The sequence below is a fragment of the Edaphobacter bradus genome, assembly GCF_025685645.1.
Lineage (GTDB): Bacteria > Acidobacteriota > Terriglobia > Terriglobales > Acidobacteriaceae > Edaphobacter > Edaphobacter bradus.
Genome location: NZ_JAGSYF010000001.1, coordinates 1,322,267 through 1,341,328, shown reverse-complemented (window position 1 = coordinate 1,341,328; position 19,062 = coordinate 1,322,267). Strand labels below are relative to the sequence as shown.

Genomic DNA, 19,062 nt, shown 5'->3' with positions numbered 1-19,062 from the left:
ATCGACCTGCAGGGCAGCAGACGGGACAGGCGGCGCGGTAACTCAAATCGAGTGATACAGGAGCGTCCCCATGTCCTTGGGCGTATTGAATAACATCGCGGCAACCCTTGCGCAGACCAATCTGAATCAGACTCAGAACAGTCTGCAGAACACTCTCACGCAACTCTCATCGGGTTCGCGCATTAACAGCGGCGCGGATGACGCAGCCGGGTTGGCTCTGGCAGATGGCCTTCATGCCAACGTCGCGGCGCTGACGCAGTCTTCACAGAACGCGACGGCCGGTGTCGGTCTGCTGCAGACTGCCGATGGCGCGTTGTCGCAGGTGACTAACCTGCTAAATCGCGCAGTGACGCTGGCGACTGAGGCCGCCAACGGCACGCTGAACTCGAGCCAGGTGAGCTCGGCCAACCAGGAATACCAGAACATTCTCTCGGAGATCGGCAACATCGGATCGACGACGAACTTCAACGGCAACAGCGTGTTCTCCGCGACAGCGAAGAGTGTTTTTGTGAGCGATGGAACCTCGTCGGGCGCGACGACCTTCAGCGAGACGACCGGCGCGCTGAGCACTGCGAGCGTTGGCACATCGGCGCCTGCGGCCGCGTCGAGTGTGGCGATCACCAATCCGACGCCGACGGCTCCCACGGCAGGCGCCGGCGCCACGGCGACGTTTGCGCTGGGCGCAGCGACCAACACCATCTCCGGCACGCTGAGTGTCAGTGTCGGGGGAGCAGCTGCCGTGTCGGCAACTCTTGCCGCAGGTACAACCCTGGCCACGGCTGTGACGCAGTTGAACGCAAATGCCGGCTTCAGCGGCGCCGGACTTGTTGCAAGCCAGGGTACCGGTGCGAACGCCAACAAGCTGATCATCACCGGACCGACCGGAGTGACGAACACACTCTCCTTGACTGGCACAGCGCTTTCCGACACAACGCCGGCTGGAACATCGGCGGGCCCTGGTGTCGACTTTACTGCTGCCGGCGTGGCGACCTTATCGGCGGCTACGGCAACTGCGGTGCTGACAAGCGTGACGAACGCGATCCAGGACGTAGCGTACCAGCGCGGTTCGATCGGCGCGAACATCAACGAGCTGAATGCGGCGTCAAACGTTGCGAGCTCGGAATCGGTGAACCTGACTTCGGCTGAGAACAGCGTTCGTGCTACCAACTACGGCCAGGCGACGAGCGATCTGGCCAAGTACAAGGTGCTGAGTGAGACAGGCATCAGCGCGTTGTCGCAGGCCAACAGTGTGCAGCAGGAGGTTCTGAAGCTGCTGCAGTAAGGCTGGCCGTGGTGCGGCGGCGGGCGTGTTCGCGCCTGTCGCCGCGCTACTGGGTACGAATGTTAAGGGCGCCTAATCCGGTGATCTCGGGTTAGGCATCGCAGTTGCTCTGTCTGTGTGGGACGTGGAGGATGGATGAGTACGGTCGGGTTGAACTTCGGGTCAATCAACAGCGGAACCGGGTTCGACGTGGCCTCGACGGTGAGTTCGATCCTCGCGATCGAACAGGGGATTGAGACACCGTGGAAGACGCAGCTGGCGAATCTGAAGGCGCAGGATACGGCGCTGAGCACGTTTGGCACCGATCTCGCGACGCTCTCCACGGCACTGCAGTCGCTGACGGATTTCAATGGCGTCTTTGCAGCGAAGCAGGGCTCGAGTTCAGACACGAACGTCGTGGCGCTGACTTCGGCAAGTTCACTGGCTGCGGCGGGCAGTCATACGATTGTTGTCAACCACCTGGCGCAGACTTCGTCGGAGTACTCGAGTGCGTTGAGCAACGCGAACGATACGCTGAGCGGCAGCCTGACCATTCAGGTTGGCTCAGGTGCGAGTCAGACGATCAACATCGACGGCACGAACAACACGCTGGCAACTCTTGCGGCTTCGATCAATGCGGCGTCGGTGGGCGTGACGGCGAGCGTGGTGAAGGACACGAACGGGTCGCGGCTGGCTCTGACGAGCAGCACGAGCGGCGCGGCCGGGCAGATCACCGCGAGCTCTTCGCTGACCGATGCGACAACGAACAGCGCGATCTCGTTCCAACAAGGACTGCAGGGCGTTGATGCGAGCCTTACTGTCGATGGGCTGGCCACGACGAGCGCGTCGAACACCGTGACCGGAGTTATTCCGGGAGTTACGTTTCAGTTGCTGTCGGCGTCGCCGAACTCGAACCAGCCGGTACAGGTGCAGATCACGAACGACAATAGCTCGATCGAGCAGGCGGTGAGCTCGTTTGTCACGGCCTACAACGCGGTTGTTGGCGACATCAAGACGCAGGAGGGCAAGGATTCGAGCGGCAATCCTGAGCCTTTGTATGGCGATCCTACGGTGGCGCTGATTCAGAACCAGCTTACGCAGGGTCTTCTTTCCGGCGCGGCGAGCGGATCGATCAGCAGCCTGTTACAGCTTGGGATCTCGGTAGGCCAGGACGGGAAGCTGACGCTGGATGCTAGCGCTCTGGATAGCGCGCTGAATTCAAAGTTTTCCGATGCGCTGGGCTTTCTGCAGAACTCCGGAAGCTTTGGGCAGACCTTTACCTCGGTACTGAACGGGTTGAGTAGTACCTCAACCAAGGGCGGAGTTTATCTCGCGCTGCAGCAGAACTCGCAGCAGGAGGCGGCGCTGAACCAGAGCATCGGCGACGAGGAGGCGCGGATCGCTGACGAAAAGACGCGGCTGACGAACGAACTGAACACGGCCAACCAGATTCTGCAGTCGATTCCGAGTCAGATCAATCAGGTAAATGAACTTTACAGCGCCATAACCGGCTACAACACAACACAGACAGGATGAGCGAGATGAGCGAGGCGAATTATCAGCAGCAGGCGCTAGTGGGTGCCACCGGCGTCGAGCTTGTGGTCGCGCTATATGACGGCGCGATACGGTTTCTTTACCGGGCGATGCAATGCGTCGAGGATGACGATGTCCGCGGGCGACGCGTCGCAGTGAAGAAGGCGCTCGATATTCTGATGTATCTGCAGGCGCGGCTGCGGCCGGATGTTGGCGGCAGCGCGGCTGAGTCGCTCTCGGATTTTTATGCGGAGATGTTCACGATGACGCTGGAGGCCTCGCACGCGGCGTCGGTGGAGCAGTTTCATGAGGTTGTGGCGTGTATCCGCAATGTGCGCGATGCGTGGGTTGTAGTGGCTCGCGATCCGGAGGCGGGCAGGGTCCTGCCGCGGGAACTGCGGACCCGAGAGGAGAGGTTTGTGCCTGGCCGGGTTGTTGAGCAGGCAGGTGATGGAGCGGTGGGTTCGCGCTGGTCGGCTTAGTTTGTTTGGTGTCATACCCCTCCCCCTGTTTTTGTGCAAAATCTTCATTTCACATACCTTAAGTCTGGACTTGTTACGCAATCTGGTTGCCAGATGGAGCAAAGTCCTTGTTTTTGAAGTGCTTGATTGGCAAGGTATTCATTTCTCGTTACTTAGTTCCTGGTCGACTATTGGCGCAAAGGAAAGCCCCGGCTGGTGACCGGGGCTTCTTTGCTTTTTCTATCTATGTATTAAGTATATCAAATGGAATGAATTGCTCTGCCATGGCCATCTCATTTGTTTTGTGCGGTTTATCTCTTTTGGGGCTTGACAAGAGATCGACGTGCCGGGACACACCATAAGGACAGCGAAACAAGAACAGAAGGTAAGGGATGATTTCGTACATCCAACCGGACAATCAATTGGGAGCAGCTCAAAAAAGGGGACAACGGTATATTGATGGTGACCAAAGCACCGATCTCATCTAGCAGTGGGCTGCCAGCGATTCTTTGAGGAGGCACCGTGGAGGCTCGGATGAAGATGCGCGGAATTGCTCATATGGCTCTACTCGTATGTATAACTTTCATGCCGCTCCATCCCTTACTTGCTTATCAAGCACTGTCAAAGGAAGATACTTCTATTCTCACACCATGCGTCGCGGTCGAAGCGAATTGGTTCTTAATGCGCACTGGCGCGCCGTTTATTGCGTCATGGAAGGAAACGCGCGTCTTTACCAGGAGTGCAGATGGCGCCAGCGTTACAAAAGTGATTACTGGAAAAGAAGCTCGAGATTCAAGCGGCAAGGTATACATCGAGACCCATGGTTGGGTCGGTCTCACCAACAAACTTGCACATGTTGAGTTTACGGTGCTTGATCCGCAGAAATATATTGGAGTCGAGTGGATGGAAAACTTAAATCCAGCCTTGCTTTTCCATTTTTCTAAGTGGGTAGCCCTACGGAAGGAATGGAATAGCGCGCCGTGGGTGCCCAACGCAGACGCGTGCAAGGCAGTCGGTGCAACATGGGGATTGAGGGTTCAGAAGTTGGGAACGAAAACGATTCTCGGCATAGACACTGAGGGGATACATGCCACCGGCACGATCCCAGCTACTACTACTAATGGACTTATTCGAGTTACGCAGGAGCGGTGGTACTCTACTGCCTTAGGGATCACACTGTTCAACTCTTTTGACGAGCCCGGGAAGTCGTCAACGTGGGAAATCACGGAATTCCAACCTGCTGAACCAGATCCTCAGCTCTTTTTGATACCAGAAGGATATACAATCAAGAATCTTTGTCCAGATGAATGTGACATCGGATTGTCAGGTCACTAACCCCTTATTTTCTTTCCCATCCATCGTTGCGCGATGGATGGGGCGCCCGTTTATGTGTGGCGCTCCCGGCGAAATGAGGGGATTCTTCGCTTCGCTCAGAATGACAACCTAAAGATGAATCAGGTGGCGACGGAGAGCTCTTCTTCGAGGCGCTGCTTTTCGAAAAGGCTGGTGTAGTAGCCATTGCGGGCGAGGAGTTCTTCGTGGGTTCCCAACTCGGCGATGCGGCCGTTGACGAGGACGACGATCTGGTCGGCGTTGCGGGCGGTGGAGATGCGGTGGGAGATGAAGATGGTCGTGCGACCCTGCATGACCTTGCTCAGACCGCTGAGGATGCGCTCCTCGGTGTAGGTGTCGACCGAGGCGAGGGCATCGTCCAGGATGAGGATGCGCGGGTTGCGGATGACGGCGCGGGCGATGGAGGTGCGCTGTTTCTGGCCGCCGGAGAGAGTGACGCCGCGCTCTCCGACGAGGGTTTCGAAGCCGCGGGGGAAGTCGAGGATCTCGGTGTGGATGTGGGCGATGGCGGCGGCTTCTTCGATCTGATCATCGGTGGCGTCGGGAGTTCCGAAGGCGATGTTATGGCGAATGCTGTCGGAGAAGAGGAAGGTTTCCTGCGGGACGAAGCCTATGCTGTGACGCAGGTCTGCGAGGGGGAAGCTGCGGATAGGTTCACCGTCGATGAGGACGGAGCCGGGTGCGGCGTCCTGGAGGCGGGGGATGAGCGAGACAAGAGTGGACTTGCCGGAGCCGGTAGGGCCGACGATGGCGAGCGAAGAGCCCGCGGGGATGGTGAGGTTGATGTCGTGGAGGACGGTGGGGCCGCTCGGGTAAGCGAAGCTTAGGTTGCGGAGCTCGATTTCGCCGCTCAGCGGTTTCTGAAGAGAAGCAGATTCCTCCGCTGCGCTGCGGAATGACAGCATAGGAGAAGGGCTGCCAGTTCGCAGCAGGGCGGGGTCGTCGGCGATGGCGGGTTTCTGTTTAAGAAGTTCGTCAATACGGACGATGGAGGCGGTTCCGCGCTGGAAGAGGTTGACGACCCAGCCGACGGCGATGAGCGGCCAGGTGAGCTGCACCATGTAGACGTTGAAGCTGGTGAACTGGCCGACAGTGATGTGGTGGGCGACGACCTCGCGTCCTCCGACCAGGAGTGTGATCATCAGCGAGAGGCCGAGCATGAACTCGAGCGTGGGCCACAGCATGGCCATGAGTCGGACGAGGTGGAGGCTGCGGCCGATGTACTCACGGTTGGCCTTTTCGAAGGAGGCGATCTCGGCCTCCTCTTGCGCGAAGGCGCGGATGAGGCGGGCGCCGGAGAAGTTCTCCTGGGCCTTGGCGGATATGTCGGAGAACATCGCCTGGATGCGCTCGAATCGGCGATGGATGCGGTTGCCGAAGTACTGCACGAGCACGGAGACGGCGGGGAGCGGGACGAAGGCGAAGAAAGTCAGCTTGGGGCTGATGCGGTACATGAAGGGCAGCGCTGCAGCCATGAAGACGATGGTGTTCGCGCTGTACATGATGGCGGGGCCGAGGAGCTGGCGCACTGCATTCAGGTCGTTGGTCGTGCGCGCCATGATGTCGCCGGTGCGATGGGTGTGGTAGAAGCTGGGCGACTGGCGCTCGAGGTTAGTGAAGAGGTCGTTGCGGAGGTCGAACTCGATCTCGCGGGAGGTTCCGATGATGACCTGGCGGGTGATGTAGAGAAAGACGCCGGAGGCTGCTGCGGCAGTGAGAAGACGGAGGGCGTGGAAGAGTACCTTCTGCTCGGTGAGACTGTGCCTCATGTCATCGATGGCGTGGCCGATGATGATGGGCACAAGGACCTTGATGACGTTGTACATAACGTCAGCAACGCCACCCCAGGCGAGGGACTTCCAGTATCGCCTGAGGTAGGGGTTGAGTGGTCTGAGCTTTTCCAGCATCATGTTCTGCCTAACCCGCCTGAGGATGGGATGAGTTTAGTGGGTGTCAGGGTGCGGAGTTTTGGTGTCGGTGTCGGTTGTGGATGGCTTGGTCTCCGTGGGCGCCGGGGTCTCGGGGGCGAGGCGAGGGTCCGTCTCGGACTGGCTGACCAGCTCGACGTCGAAGATGAGGTCGGCCTTGGCAGGAATGACGGGCGGACGGCCGCTCTCGCCGTAGGCCAACTGGTAGGGGACGAAGAGGCGGCGCTTGCCTCCGACGTGCATGCCTGCAAAGCCTGTGTCCCAGCCGGGGATCACCTGACGTGCGCCGTACGGAAAGACAATGGGCTTGGCTCCGGGATGGTCGCTGGAGGAGTCGAACTTGGTGCCGTCGGTGAGCCAGCCGGTGTAGTGGACGGTGTAGTAGCGGCGGGACTCGGCGAGTGGGCCGGAGCCGACGGTGATGTCGATGTAGCGGAGAGCGTAGAGGTTTTTCGGCGTGCCTTCGACCTTGGGGACGTTGGGCGGGTTGTCGGCGGGGTTGGCGACAGTCTTGGCTGCTGGCTTCGTCATTGTGTGATGTGTGGTTGCGGGCTTTCTGGTGGTGGCAGTGGAAGTCTGGGCTGTGGCTGCAGTGGAGAGAGTCGCCAGAAGAGCGAGAGAGAGCGGTAGCTTCATCGTGGTCTTAGTTTAGCTCGGGGGGACTTGCTGTGCTTCGGGCTTGTGATCCTGGTGCAAGAAAGCAATAGCAAAGGCAGACATTAAGTTGAGCTGCGAAGGAGGAGATAAGTTCCCGCGATGCCGAAGAGGAGGTCGGGGGTCCAGGCGGCGAGGATGGCAGGCAGGGTGTTGACGTTTCCCATGGCCTGAAAGAGTCCGTCGATGACCCAGTAGGCGATGGCGAGGCCGATGGCGGTGGCGATGCCGGCGAGTGAGCCGCGTTTGCCCATCGACAGCGAGAAGGGAATGGCGAGGATCGCCATCACGAGCGTGATGAGCGGGTAGGCAAGCTTGCGGTTGAGCTGCACGCTGAGGCGCTTGGTGTCGAAGCCGGATTGCTTGAGGTCGGCGATGTAGCTCGAGAGCTCGTTGTAGCTCATCTCCTGCGAGGGGCGGTCCTCTTTAACGAAGTAGCCGGGCTGCTCGCGGATCTCGGGAAAGGTAGTAAGGGTGAAGGGCTGGTAGGAGGCGATGGTGTCGCCGGAGAAGGTGCGCTCCCATCCGTTCTCGAAGGCCCAGCGGTTGATGTGCTCGTTCCAGTGGGCAGAGGCAGCAAAGATGCGGCGGTGGAGGGTGAAGGTTGCGGGATCGAACTCGAAGACGGTGAGGTTGGCGAAGACCTCTTTGTTGGGATCGTAGAACTGGTAGTAGAAGATGCGCATCGGCGTGCCGGAGGGGCCGCCCTGACCGGAGATCCACTGTCGGTCGGGGCGGAGGAACGTGCGGGCGGGCTTAGCCTTGATGGTGTAGCGGAGGGCCTCCTGGCGGCGGTTGGCGGCGGGGAGGTAGAACTCATCAAATGCGAACAGCCCGATGGAGATGAGAAGCGTGGTGATAAGTATGGGCGAGACGATGCGGTAGAGGCTGATGCCCGTGGCCTTCATGGCCGTGATCTCAGAGCTGCGCGAGAGCGTGCCGAAGGTGACGAGCACGGCCACGAGTGCGCAGAGCGGTGTGACGTTGTAGAGGATATAGGGGATGAGGTTGATGAGGTAGTCGCCTACGGTGACGAGCGGCGTGCGGTTGCGGATGATGTCACCGATGAGCTCGAAGAAGGTAAAGATGATGAAAAGAGTGGAGAAGGAGAAGACGACAAGCGCGAAGTTGGTGGCGTACTCGCGCATGACGTAGTCGTCGAGCAACAAGGGGAACTGAACGCGGAAGGTGCTGCGGAAGCGACGAAGGATGGTGGCGATGTCGAGGTTGCCGTTGCCGGCTGCGGCGAGCTGGCGGCCGCGCGTGAAGCGGGCGAGAAGCTTATCGAGCGAGGCACCGAGGGAAGAGAAGAGGCCAAGGGCGATGCCTCCGCGAGACATCTGGTAGAGCAGGATGGCTCCGAATGCGGCGAAGATAAGGTTTGCTCCCCAGACCCCGAGAAAGGGTGAGAGCTTGCCGGTCTTGGCGAAGGCGACTCCGAGCGACGAGAGGAAGTAGTAGATGAAGACGAGAACGATGGTGAGGACGAAGCCGGTAGACTTGCCTCCGCGTTTGGAGGAGATGCCGAGCGGCACGCCGACGAGCATGAGCACGAGGCAGGCGAAGGGATAGGAGAAGCGCTTATTGAACTCGATGCGGTAGATGCGCGCGGGCTGGCCGGGCAGATCGCTGGAGGAGTTGCGAAGGCGCCAGAGCTCGGTGAGAGGAAGTGCGAGGATGGGGGTGTCGGAGCGGCCGAGGCGAGGATCCTCCTGCGATCCGGTGGCGATGGGCAGGTCGGTGGATAGGAAGGTGGAGATGTTGTACTGGTTGGGGTCGTTGGGTGCAGTCTGGTGCTGTCCGCCGTTGAGGAGGTGGAGACGGATAGTCTGGGCGTCGTTGCCGACGACGACGGCCTCGTCAGCGGTGGTGATGTTGGGGTTGGCGGGCTGGGTGATGTCGGCGAGGAAGACATGTCGCCAGAGCGCGGCGCCGGAGGCAGGACGGACGTCCTGAATGTAGAGGACGTAGTTGCGGAAGTCTTCGTAGAAGACACGGGGCTGAACCTCGAAGGAGGCCTGCGAGGAGCTGAGAGAGGCTTCGAGCGCGAGAGTGGCCGCGGCGGAGCGCGGCGCGAGATAAAGCGAGTTGAAGAGTCCGAGGCCGACGGCGACAGCTGAGACGATGGAGACGATGCGGACGAAGTCGAGCGCTCCCATTCCGGAGGCGCGCATAGCGGTGATCTCGGAGTCGGCCGCGAGGCGCGAGAGACCGAGCAGGATGCCCACCAGCACGGCCATGGGGATGGTGACGATGAGGAAGTTGGGAAGAAGGTAGGCGAAGATGCGCAGGACGTCAGTGAGCGAGGCGGAGTCGCGGACGACGAGCTCGAGGATATGCCCGAGGTCGCGCATGAAGAGCACGAAAGTAAAGAGGGCTCCGCCAAGCAGTGCGTGAGAGATGACCTCGCGGAGGATGTAGCGGGTGAGGATGCGCATGCGGAACAGGTGCCTGGAATGAGTCTATCGCGTAGGAGAGGGGCAACTCCTCAGAACCTGTTGGTCAACGGATCGCGTCAACAGGGTGCGGTTCGCCAAGCCGCTTGACGCTGCGTGAGGGTGTGTACTGAGGGTTGTACCGGGAGCCGGTCGCCACAAGGCTTTCAATCGCTTCGACTGTCTGAATGCCTCCGCGGGCCCCGACGGACATACAGTTGAGGGCGGCGGCGGCGCAGGCGAAGTCGAGTTGGCGGTCGAGAGACCAGTCCTGGAGAAGACCGTAGATGAACCCTGCGTGGAAGATGTCTCCAGCGCCGGTGGTATCGACGACAGGAACGCGATAGGCAGGAGTGTGGTAAAGCCGGTTGCCGTCAAAGGCGAGGACGCCGTCAGGGCCGAGGGTCGCGGCCGTGAGGCGGCAGTGGAAGCGGTTGTGCATCCTGGTGACGGCCTTCTCAAGATCGTGCTCAGACATGAGCCGGCAGGGAAAGTCACGGCTCACGATCAGGTAGTCGATGTTTTCGAGGAGATCCTCGACGCCGGGGTAGATTTCGTCGAGATCGGCGATGACGGGCACGCCTGCATCACGCGCCCAGCGGGCCGCAAGCGTGGCCGCATCGGTATCGAAGCCATCCACGTGAAGCGCCCGCGCGTTGACGATCCATTCGCGATGGAGCTCAGAGGGCAGCAGGGTAAGCCGCTCGTCGTGCCGGCCGAGGACGGTGCGCTCGCCGTTTCCGTCGACAAGGATGAGAGATTGAGGGCTTGGGGCGCCGGGAACCGTGATGATCCGAGCCTCCACTCCGGCGCGGTCAAACTCATCGTGATGAAGCTTCGCCGCGTCGTCATCGCCAAGCTTTCCGACGTAGCGAGTGCGCATCCCCCAGAGCTGACAGGCGACAACGGTGCTTGCTACCTGTCCGCCGGCCAGAACACTTTGGGAGGTGTACTCAACCTTGGAGCCGAGAGCGGGGTAATGGGAGAGCGGGATAACGGTGTCGGTGGCATTCAGTCCAACGCCGACGAGGTCAACCTTCGACGCATTCGTCATATTTTCACTTATAGGAATTGTAAATGGCGCGGTCGGTCGAGGTGGTGGCAGCCCACGCGGGCCAAGGTTCAGGCTTGCTCCGGGTTGGCTATGAAGCGGTAGCCGATGCCGCGGACCGTGACGAAGGTGCGCTAGTTCGAGTTGTCTGCGTCGGCGGTGGGAGTCGGGGCCAGATCTTTTTCCATGAGGATGAAGTGACAGGGAAGAATAAGGATCTCGGGGCGGACATAGGGAGCTTCGCCGACGACTCGATATCCCTTCGGCTGATACCATGCGACGAGGTCTGGCCGGAGATTGATGACGGAGATCTCTATGACGCGAGAGCCGTGGTCGCGGCAGAACTCTTCGCCAATCTGCAGTAGCCGCGTTCCGATTCCGCCGCGCTGACGGTCAGGGTCGGTCGCAATCATTCCGATATAACCGCGGCCATTCTCGCGCAGTTCGGTGTAGACCAGACCGTACAACTCACCAGCATCTTCGAGGAGGAAGAAGACGCCCTTGCGGAGGTACTCTGCGACCTGCGAGGGATCGGTACGCTCGGTGCGCTTGAAGTAGTTGTCGGGCGCGAAGGCGCGGTTGATGAAAGTCACCAACTGGCCGGCGTCCTCTGTCGTGGCTGGCCGCAGTCCAGCGACGGCGGCCGACTTCTCTGTTTGGAGCAAGCTCATTTTCCTGACTTGGTTGCACGAAGGGTTTGGCAGACAGTCGGCTGTTTCCTGTGACGATCGTCTGGGGCCTAACACCGGCTCATTTTCTATTTTAGATGTTTTAGGGGTTGGCTACGAAGCGGTAGCCAATGCCGCGGACGGTGATGAGGTGCTGGGGATGGGCGGGGTCGTCCTCGATGTAGCGGCGCAGACGGACGATGAAGTTGTCGATGGCGCGGGTGTCGGTGTCTTCGTGGAGCTGCCAGACCTCTTCGAGGATGGCCTTTCGGGGAATGATTTCGCCCTCACGGTCGGTGAGGTAGCGGAGGAGGTCGGCCTCCATTACGGTGAGATGCGTTGTGCGGTTGGGAGCGATCAGTTCGAGTTGGTCGAAGCGGATGGTGCGGTGGTTGAAAGCGTACTCCGCAGTTGGCTCGGTGGGCTCCGATGGAGTGGCTGTGCCGGATGTCTGCGCCCGCTGCCAGGCAGTGCGGCGGAGCAGGGATTTGATGCGGACAAGGAGAATGCTTAGGTCGAATGGCTTGGGGAGATAGTCATCGGCGCCGGACTCGAGGCCTTCGAGGACATCCTCGGGGCGCGAACGCGCGGTCAGCATGAGCACCGGGGTGAAGCGCTGCGCTTCGCGGAGTGCGCGGACGATGGTGAAGCCGTCGGCTCCGGGGAGCATGCAGTCGAGGACGATAGCGGCGATGGGGTCTGTTGTTCCCAGAAGGTAGGCCAGCGCGGCGTCGCCGTCGGATTCGAGGTGAGTGCGGTAGCCCTCGGCCTGGAGGTTGAAAAGAAGGCCCTGCGCGAGGTGGTCTTCGTCTTCGACAACAACGATGAGAGGCGTCTCTGCCATGAGGATAGGATACTCAGGCGGTTGTGGTCGCGACGGCAGCGGTTTGCGTCGTCGGGTTGGCCAGAGGCAGCGTGAGTGTGATCGTCGTGCCCTTGTTGAGCCCCGGGCTTGAGGCGGTGGCGTCGCCGCCGTGCTGGCGGGCGATGTTGCGGACTAGGAAGAGGCCGAGGCCGGTGCCTTTGATCCTGAGCATGGCTCGGCCGGGGGCGCGGTAAAAGCGTTTGAAGATGCGTTTGAACTGGTTGGACGGCAGGCCGATGCCGGTATCGGTGATGCGGAGCGTCACCCATGTGTAGTGGGTGATGGCGAGCGAGCAGCGGACATGGACTCCCTCGGGGGAGTACTTGACGGCGTTGTCGAGGAGGTTGAGGACGGCGGTGCGGAGGTCTTCGGTAATGCCGAGGACGCGGAGGCGGACGGCTCCGGGGACAGGGTCGAGCTGGATAGCGTCGGAAGGCAGGTGGTGACGCTGGAGGGAGACGGCAATGCAGTCGGCGACGAGGGGTTCGAGGTCGATGAGGGTGCGGTTCTGCTGGCGGTGCCGCTGGCCAAGCTCGCCGGCCTTGAGGACCTGTTCGACGGTGGCGAGGAGACGGTCGGAGTCCGCGAGCATGATCTTGTAGAACTGCTGGCGCTGGGCGTCGTCGAGGGGGCGGCGCTGCAGGGTTTCAAGGTAAAGCCTCATCGACGCGATGGGAGTCTTGAGCTCGTGAGTAACGGCGTTGAGGAAGGAGTCCTGGCGTTCGTTGCGGCGTACCTCGCGGACGAGGAAGACGGTGTTGAGCACAACGCCGGCGATAAGAACAGAGAAGAGGATGATGCCGAGCACGGCGAGCGCGACCGTGCGCTCGTTGAGCACGACCCAGCCGACGTTGAGGGTGACAGCGAGGCCGACGAGGATGGCGCCCAGGGTGATGAAGAAGGCGATGGCTCCGCGGCGGCGGTTGATGTTCATGGCTCTCTCTGAAGAAGTATAGAGGCAGGGCAATGCGGGCAGGCCTTCCGTTCGTTGCCCGGAGCACTGCAGGGGTTAGGATGTTTGCATGGATAGAAGAGCCTTACTGCAGGTGATGGGAGCGGCAGCAGTCGTGCCGTTTGCGGGCGGAGCTGAGCTTGTGGCTCAGAGCGTGGATAAGGAGACGGTGTATGAGCTGCGGGTGTATCACGCGGCCGAGGGCAAGCTCGAGCCACTGCTGGCGCGCTTCCGGGGGCCGGAGAGAGCGATCTTCGAACGGAATGGAATGCATTGCGTCGCGTTCTGGACTGCGACGGATGATCCGTTGAAGGGCCACACGTTGATCTACATGCTGCGACACAAGAGCAGAGCGATCGCAGACGAGAACTGGAAGCACTTCAGGGACGACCCGGAGTGGGTGAAGCTAAAGGCCGAGACAGAGGCCAATGGCGCGCTGGTCGAGAAGCACGAATCCACCTTCATGTCGCTGACGGATTTCTCGGCGGTTTTGTAGTCAGACCATGCAGGACAGGCCGTGGAGGGCGTCACCCCTGCACGGCCTTTGACCTTTACAGCGTCATCTCAAGCGGAACTCGGCCCGGCAGCCACGGTCGACCCAGAGGCCGCGCTGGTCAACGCCCCAGGTCTGGCCCCGGACGCAGGCGGTGCCGTTGAGCTGGCGGCTGAGGGCGATGTTCTGCGGGTTCGCTCCGTAGCTGTTGCAGTAGTTGCGGCCGCCGTTGTCTGAGGAGCAGGTGATGGTTTGGCCGGCGGAGGCGCGTGACGAGTCGAGGGTGAAACAGAGAATTGTGAGCAGGAGGAGTCTCGATGGGGATGTCATTTTGCCCCTGTCGCTACGAAGTTTTGTAGTCCGGATTGCGTGGCCCGGTGCGGAGATCTCTCTTCGGTCGAAGGGGATAGCTCTGTAGGTAAAGTCTGTCGGGTGGGATGCGGGTTTCGAAGGAGAGGGTTTCCAAACCTTTGAAGAACAGGGAGAAGCGAAAAGACGAAGGGCGCAGAGTCTGGCTCTGCGCCCTTGGGTATTTCGCGTGTTTGCGAGTTAATGGCCGGCAGGTTTGGGGTTTGCCGGATCGAACTTGGCGATCTGGACCTTTTCGGCGAGGCCGAGCTTAGAGAGTAGCCAGATTCCGTAGTAGTTGACGTCGAACTCGTACCAGGCGAGGCCATGGCGCGCGCTGACGGGGTGGGCATGGTGGTTGTTGTGCCAGCCTTCGCCGCCGGTAAGGAGGGCGACCCACCAGCTATTGCGAGAGTCGTCGCGGGTCTCGAAGCGGCGCTTGCCCCAGAGATGCGTGGCCGAGTTGACGAGCCAGGTGGCGTGGAGGCCGAGGGAGACGCGTAGGAAGGTTCCCCAGAGAACCATGCCGAGAGCGCCGACAATCCGATGGCCGGGCGAGGCAAGCGCGGCTCCCAGGCCAAGCTGCAGGAAGCCGGCGATGGTGAGGGGCAGCCAGTGGTACTTGGAGAGCCAGACGTGGACGGGGTCGCGGGTGAGGTCGGGGGCGTAGCGGCCAAGGAGGGCGGTCTCGGAGTGGAGCGAGCGGCCGGAGAGAATCCAGCCGGCGTGCGCCCACCAGGTTCCGTCGTGCGGGGTGTGGGGGTCGCCTTCCTGGTCAGAGTTCTGGTGATGAACGCGGTGGGTGGCGACCCAGAAGATGGGCCCGCCCTCAAGCGCCATCGTTCCGCAGATGGTGAGGAAGTACTCGACCCACCTGGGAGTCCTATAGCCGCGGTGCGTAAGCAGGCGGTGGTAGCACATGCCGATGCCGACATTGATGGCGAAGAAGTACATGACGACCGCGACGGCGAGGTTCGTCCACGAGAAGAAGAACAAAGCGGCGATCGCTCCGACGTGGAAGAGCGCCATGGCGATGGCTGTGATCCAGTTGATACGGCCCTCCTGATACTGGCGGCCCATGCGGAGGTCTTCGCGGACCTTCTTTGCGGTTCGGGCGGCGACTGAGAGGGAGGGTTGCGCGGCGCTCTCTGGAGCGGAGGTAACTTCTTCGGGGGAGATAAGGGAGGGGCTCATGTGTCTCTTCTTGGTTCCTATTTCTTCGCGGTGCTTTCGCGATGTGTCTGATTGAAAGCTAACAGGGGCTGCGAACGATGGATGTAAGACTTTTGTAATGCTACGTAAGACTATGAGTTGATAGTGTGGAACGATGGACATGATGCGCGGATGGTTTGGGTTCATGGTCGTGGGCGTGTCGGTGGGAGCGTTCTCTCAGTCGATTGATCTTCCAACGAGCAAACAGATTGTGCGGCCGGTTCCGGGGAGTCCGCAGCGGCTGAACAATCTGCCTATGTCGATGGCGGTGTCTCCCGATGGTCGCTATGTTGTGACGGTGAACGCGGGGTATGGGACGTTTGAGTCGAAGTACATGCAGTCGCTGGCCGTGATGGATACACAGACGGGGACGATCGCCGATTTTCCCGACGACAGGACACCCACCAGGACGGCGAAGCAGACGCTGTACTCCGGACTGGCGTTCAGCAGGGATGGCAGACATGTCTACGCCAGCATGGCATCGCTGGTGGATCCGCTCGGTCAGGGCGAGGGCGACGCGGGAAGCGGCGTGATTGTGTATGGGTTCAGCGACGGGAAGATCACTCCTGAGCGGATGCTGAAGATTCCGCTGCAACAGCTTGCTCCGGGTCGGAAGACGATGCTGCTGGGAGGAGTTGAGGGTGATCAGGGAGTGCCTTATCCGGCGGCGATTGCAGTCCTGGGGGCAGCCGGCGCGGAGAAGCTTCTGGTGGCAGACAATCTTTCCGACGATGTTCTGCTGATGGATGCGGCTACGGGGGCGATTGAGAAGCGGTTCGATCTTGCGGAGAACGATGCTGTGCCTTCGACCTACCCAGTGGCACTGAGCGTCTCGAAGGACGAGACGAGGGCGTTTGTGGCGCTTTGGAATGCCTCGGAAGTGGTTGAGTTGGATTTGAAAAAGGGCACGGTGGGGCGGAAGCTGGCGCTTCTGAAGCCTGAGAGCGCGACGGCTGCGGGGACGCATCCCTGTGCGCTGGAGATGTCGCACGACGGACGCACGATGTATGTTGCGCTCGCGAATCGGGACGCGGTGGCTGCGGTCAATGTTGGAGCGAGGAAGTTCGCCGTGAAGGGGTACCTCGATACGCGGCTGCCCCACCAGACCTACTTCGGCGCGGAGCCTGAGGCTCTGGCTTTGTCTCCGGATGGAACCCGGCTCTATGTGGCGAATGCAATCTCGGATGCGATCGCTGTGATGAACACCGCGAAGCTGACGGCAAAGGCGGCCAAGCAGGGGATGGTGGAACCAATCGGATTCATGCCGACGGAGTGGATGCCTATGTCCATGAGTTTTGCGGGAGGCAAGCTCTATGTGGCGACAGCCAAGGGCAAAGGTACGGGTCCGAACAATTTCGCTCAGCGGCAGGCGGACTGGCAGAAAGAGCGAGGACAGATGGTGAATCCTTCGACCTACATCGGGACGCTGCTCTCTGGTTCGCTGGCGGCGTTGGATGTAAAGGCGATGGAGCAGGAGTTGCCACGGTGGACGGCTGAGGTGGTGGAGTCGAACCGGATGAAGGCGGCGGAGGAGAAGATCCAGTTTGCGAGTGGCAGCAAGAGCCGCATCAGACATGTGATCTACATCATCAAGGAGAACCGGACCTACGATCAGGTCTTTGGCGATTTGAAGCAGAATGGCAAACCGGTCGGCAATGGCGATCAGAGTTTGACGATGTATGGCGAGGAGACTACGCCGAATGAGCACGCGCTGGCGCTTCAGTTTGGAGTGCTGGATAACTTTTACGACTCAGGCGAGGTGTCGGGCGATGGGCACGTGTGGTCGACTGCCGGGATTGGGACCGATTATCTCGAAAAGACGTGGCCGCTGAACTACCGGGGCGGCCAGCGCACGTATGACTTCGAGGGTGTTGTCGCTGAGGGGTATCCCTTGCTGCAGAAGATTCCCGACGTGAACGAGCCGGCGAGCGGATACCTTTGGGGCAACCTCGCGCGGCACGGTAAGACGTACTACCACTTCGGCGAGTACATCTCGTCGACCTTCTGCGATGTAAAGAAGAGCGGGAGCTCGCAGGAGGGACCGCTGCTGGAGGGGCTGCATTGCCCGCATCCATCGATTCAGCCGGGAGAAGAGATTCCGGCGGAGTGGGGCGGCGGCGTGAACAAGTGGCCGTGGGCGATTCCGCTGCTGGCGAAGAACATCGCGACAAAGCCTGAGCTTGTGGGGCATTTTGCTCCTGAGCAACCGGACTTCAATCTACTTGTTCCGGACCAGATACGCGCGGAGGTCTTTCTTCGCCACTTCAAACAGTGGGTCGTCGATCGTGAGGCTGGCAGGGACACGATGCCGAACTTCGTGATGCTACGTCTCGGGAACGATCATACGGCGGGAACCACACCAGGCGGCCCGACGCCGAAGTCGTCCATTGCGGACAACGATCTGGCAATTGGGCGTGCGGTGGATGCTGTTTCGCACTCGCCGTACTGGGACGACACGGCATTCTTCATCCTGGAAGACGACGCGCAGAATGGCGCCGACCATGTGGATGCGCATCGCAGCCTGGCGCTGGTGGTCAGCAAGTATTCGCCACAAGGGGCAGATGGAGGGGCGTTCGTCGACAGCCGGTTTTATTCGACGGTGAGCGTGGTCCGGACCATGGAGACGCTGTTGGGGCTGCCGCCGATGAACAACAACGATGCGTTCAGCTCGATGATCGGGACGCTGTTTACCGGGCCGGGAGATCAGGCCCCATATACGGCGAACTACACGAACCGCGACAATGGACTGATCTATACGGCAAACGCGAAGACCGCGCCAGGGGCGAAGGAGTCGAGCCGGATGGACTTTCGCCACGCCGACAGGGCCGATGCACAGAAGCTGAACGTTATCCTGTGGAAGGATGCAATGGGCGATAAGCCCGTGCCCTCAACGTTGTTTGAAAAGAGGAAGAAGGCAAAGAAGGATGATGATGACTAGCGAGGAGTTGGGAGTAGTAGCGCCGTTTCGCCTGAAGCCGTGGTTCAGTGAGAGAGTCTGGGGAAGACGGGACCTGCGGCCGTGGTATGAGGAGACAGGCACGACGGAGTTGGTGGGCGAGGCCTGGCTTACCGGGCCGCAATGCATCGTGGAGACCGGAGACTTGGAAGGCCGCACGCTCGCTTCACTGGCGAAGGAGTTGGGCGGCGAATTTCCTCTGCTGGTGAAGCTGCTGTTCCCGAACGAGAAGCTTTCGGTACAGGTGCATCCCGATGATGCGCAGGCACAGGCTGCGGGTGAGGCCCGTGGAAAGACGGAGTGCTGGTATGTGCTCGAGGCCGAGAAGGGAGCTGCGGTCGCTCTGGGCCTGAAGGACGGCGTGACGACGAAGGACGTGGAGGGCTCAATCGCAGCCGGAACGATGGAAGATCTATTGCAATGGGTTCCCGTTTCGGTGGGGGACATGCTGTTTGTGGACGCGGGAACTGTGCATGCGATCGGGCCCGGCGTGGTTCTGCTTGAGACGCAGCAGACCAGCGATATCACATACAGGCTCTACGACTACGGACGTCCGCGCGAACTCCACCTGGAGCAGGGACTGAAGGTCATCAAGACAAAGACCACCGCGGGTAAGGTCGCACCACGAGCGATGGATGGGTTCACCCGGCTGATAGAGCAGAAGTACTTCATCGTGGACCGGTTCGATATGGGGAAGATGGAGGAACGTCGCGTTTCGATTGCAGGACGTGGATGCTTTGTGGGACTGAAGGGCAAGGTCGCGGTGATCACGCCAGGAGATGAGGCGGAGCTTGTTCCCGGCCAGGCCGTGGTGATTCCGCCCGAGCACGGTGAGGTGATTGTGGAGGCCGAGAGCGACGCGTCGTTTGTGAGATGCGTGGCTCCGTAAGGG

The 19,062-nt window shown here is 60.6% G+C and carries 16 protein-coding genes; 7 read left to right on the top strand and 9 right to left on the bottom strand.

All coding sequences use genetic code 11. From position 1 onward, the window contains the following. The first annotated feature begins 70 nt into the window (after nt 1-70). From OHL16_RS05655 to OHL16_RS05640, 4 genes are all read left to right on the top strand, one after another. Entirely contained in the window at nt 71-1,282 is a 1,212-nt protein-coding gene (locus OHL16_RS05655; protein WP_263366091.1) for a flagellin N-terminal helical domain-containing protein, read from the top strand. A gap of 135 nt (nt 1,283-1,417) precedes the next feature. Further along, entirely contained in the window at nt 1,418-2,797 is a 1,380-nt protein-coding gene (fliD, locus tag OHL16_RS05650) for a flagellar filament capping protein FliD (protein WP_263366090.1), read from the top strand. Nucleotides 2,798-2,802: 5 nt separating this feature from the next. Beyond that, on the top strand, nt 2,803-3,276 hold the full coding sequence (gene fliS, locus OHL16_RS05645) for a flagellar export chaperone FliS (protein WP_263366089.1): 474 nt from the start codon (nt 2,803-2,805) through the stop codon (nt 3,274-3,276). A gap of 513 nt (nt 3,277-3,789) precedes the next feature. Then, entirely contained in the window at nt 3,790-4,590 is an 801-nt protein-coding gene (locus tag OHL16_RS05640) for a hypothetical protein (RefSeq protein ID WP_263366088.1), read from the top strand. Nucleotides 4,591-4,709: 119 nt separating this feature from the next. Here the strand turns inward: OHL16_RS05640 and OHL16_RS05635 are convergent, their stop codons facing one another. From OHL16_RS05635 to OHL16_RS05605, 7 genes are all read right to left on the bottom strand, one after another. Next, nucleotides 4,710-6,515 carry an ABC transporter ATP-binding protein gene (locus tag OHL16_RS05635; RefSeq protein WP_263366241.1) on the bottom strand — a complete coding sequence of 602 codons (1,806 nt, stop codon included), beginning with the start codon at nt 6,513-6,515 and terminating at the stop codon, nt 4,710-4,712. 36 nt (nt 6,516-6,551) lie between these two features. Continuing rightward, nucleotides 6,552-7,172 carry an FKBP-type peptidyl-prolyl cis-trans isomerase gene (locus OHL16_RS05630; protein ID WP_263366087.1) on the bottom strand — a complete coding sequence of 207 codons (621 nt, stop codon included), beginning with the start codon at nt 7,170-7,172 and terminating at the stop codon, nt 6,552-6,554. Nucleotides 7,173-7,255: 83 nt separating this feature from the next. After that, a complete protein-coding gene (lptF, locus tag OHL16_RS05625; RefSeq protein ID WP_263366085.1) occupies nt 7,256-9,628 on the bottom strand; it encodes an LPS export ABC transporter permease LptF in 2,373 nt (790 codons plus the stop codon). A 64-nt stretch (nt 9,629-9,692) separates the two neighbouring features. After that, nucleotides 9,693-10,679: a carbohydrate kinase family protein gene (locus OHL16_RS05620; protein WP_263366084.1), complete on the bottom strand. Its 987-nt coding sequence runs from the start codon at nt 10,677-10,679 to the stop codon at nt 9,693-9,695. 131 nt (nt 10,680-10,810) lie between these two features. Next, entirely contained in the window at nt 10,811-11,341 is a 531-nt protein-coding gene (locus tag OHL16_RS05615) for a GNAT family N-acetyltransferase (RefSeq protein ID WP_263366082.1), read from the bottom strand. Between the two features lie 106 nt (nt 11,342-11,447). After that, nucleotides 11,448-12,188 carry a response regulator transcription factor gene (locus tag OHL16_RS05610; RefSeq protein WP_263366081.1) on the bottom strand — a complete coding sequence of 247 codons (741 nt, stop codon included), beginning with the start codon at nt 12,186-12,188 and terminating at the stop codon, nt 11,448-11,450. 13 nt (nt 12,189-12,201) lie between these two features. Further along, a complete protein-coding gene (locus OHL16_RS05605; RefSeq protein ID WP_263366080.1) occupies nt 12,202-13,143 on the bottom strand; it encodes a sensor histidine kinase in 942 nt (313 codons plus the stop codon). A gap of 88 nt (nt 13,144-13,231) precedes the next feature. Here OHL16_RS05605 and OHL16_RS05600 point away from each other — a divergent pair, with 88 nt between their 5' ends. Next, on the top strand, nt 13,232-13,657 hold the full coding sequence (locus OHL16_RS05600; RefSeq protein ID WP_263366079.1) for an NIPSNAP family protein: 426 nt from the start codon (nt 13,232-13,234) through the stop codon (nt 13,655-13,657). 63 nt (nt 13,658-13,720) lie between these two features. Here the strand turns inward: OHL16_RS05600 and OHL16_RS05595 are convergent, their stop codons facing one another. Both OHL16_RS05595 and OHL16_RS05590 read right to left on the bottom strand, forming a co-directional pair. Further along, a complete protein-coding gene (locus tag OHL16_RS05595; protein ID WP_263366078.1) occupies nt 13,721-13,984 on the bottom strand; it encodes a DUF3011 domain-containing protein in 264 nt (87 codons plus the stop codon). A 219-nt stretch (nt 13,985-14,203) separates the two neighbouring features. After that, nucleotides 14,204-15,196, bottom strand: coding sequence for an acyl-CoA desaturase (locus OHL16_RS05590; protein ID WP_263366077.1), 993 nt, complete (start codon nt 15,194-15,196; stop codon nt 14,204-14,206). 133 nt (nt 15,197-15,329) lie between these two features. On the opposite strand from OHL16_RS05590, the gene OHL16_RS05585 reads away from it, so the two are divergent. Both OHL16_RS05585 and OHL16_RS05580 read left to right on the top strand, forming a co-directional pair. Next, nucleotides 15,330-18,152, top strand: a complete 2,823-nt coding sequence (locus tag OHL16_RS05585; RefSeq protein WP_263366076.1) for a bifunctional YncE family protein/alkaline phosphatase family protein — start codon at nt 15,330-15,332, stop codon at nt 18,150-18,152. Beyond that, the gene (locus tag OHL16_RS05580; protein WP_263366075.1) at nt 18,139-19,059 is read left to right on the top strand and encodes a type I phosphomannose isomerase catalytic subunit; all 921 of its coding nucleotides are present in this window, start codon (nt 18,139-18,141) and stop codon (nt 19,057-19,059) included. The genes OHL16_RS05585 and OHL16_RS05580 overlap by 14 nt, the downstream gene beginning before the upstream one ends. The last annotated feature ends 3 nt before the right edge of the window (nt 19,060-19,062 follow it).

Excerpts from the sequence above, each read along its gene's own strand:
- OHL16_RS05635 (WP_263366241.1), bottom strand. The coding sequence starts at position 6,515 with ATGCTGGAAAAGCTCAGACCACTCAACCCCTACCTCAGGCGATACTGG.
- OHL16_RS05595 (WP_263366078.1), bottom strand. The coding sequence starts at position 13,984 with ATGACATCCCCATCGAGACTCCTCCTGCTCACAATTCTCTGTTTCACC.
- OHL16_RS05590 (WP_263366077.1), bottom strand. The coding sequence starts at position 15,196 with ATGAGCCCCTCCCTTATCTCCCCCGAAGAAGTTACCTCCGCTCCAGAG.
- fliS (WP_263366089.1), top strand. The coding sequence starts at position 2,803 with ATGAGCGAGGCGAATTATCAGCAGCAGGCGCTAGTGGGTGCCACCGGC.
- OHL16_RS05585 (WP_263366076.1), top strand. The coding sequence starts at position 15,330 with ATGGACATGATGCGCGGATGGTTTGGGTTCATGGTCGTGGGCGTGTCG.
- fliD (WP_263366090.1), top strand. The coding sequence starts at position 1,418 with ATGAGTACGGTCGGGTTGAACTTCGGGTCAATCAACAGCGGAACCGGG.
- lptF (WP_263366085.1), bottom strand. The coding sequence starts at position 9,628 with ATGCGCATCCTCACCCGCTACATCCTCCGCGAGGTCATCTCTCACGCA.
- OHL16_RS05605 (WP_263366080.1), bottom strand. The coding sequence starts at position 13,143 with ATGAACATCAACCGCCGCCGCGGAGCCATCGCCTTCTTCATCACCCTG.
- OHL16_RS05620 (WP_263366084.1), bottom strand. The coding sequence starts at position 10,679 with ATGACGAATGCGTCGAAGGTTGACCTCGTCGGCGTTGGACTGAATGCC.
- OHL16_RS05610 (WP_263366081.1), bottom strand. The coding sequence starts at position 12,188 with ATGGCAGAGACGCCTCTCATCGTTGTTGTCGAAGACGAAGACCACCTC.
- OHL16_RS05600 (WP_263366079.1), top strand. The coding sequence starts at position 13,232 with ATGGATAGAAGAGCCTTACTGCAGGTGATGGGAGCGGCAGCAGTCGTG.
- OHL16_RS05580 (WP_263366075.1), top strand. The coding sequence starts at position 18,139 with ATGATGATGACTAGCGAGGAGTTGGGAGTAGTAGCGCCGTTTCGCCTG.
- OHL16_RS05655 (WP_263366091.1), top strand. The coding sequence starts at position 71 with ATGTCCTTGGGCGTATTGAATAACATCGCGGCAACCCTTGCGCAGACC.
- OHL16_RS05640 (WP_263366088.1), top strand. The coding sequence starts at position 3,790 with ATGAAGATGCGCGGAATTGCTCATATGGCTCTACTCGTATGTATAACT.
- OHL16_RS05630 (WP_263366087.1), bottom strand. The coding sequence starts at position 7,172 with ATGAAGCTACCGCTCTCTCTCGCTCTTCTGGCGACTCTCTCCACTGCA.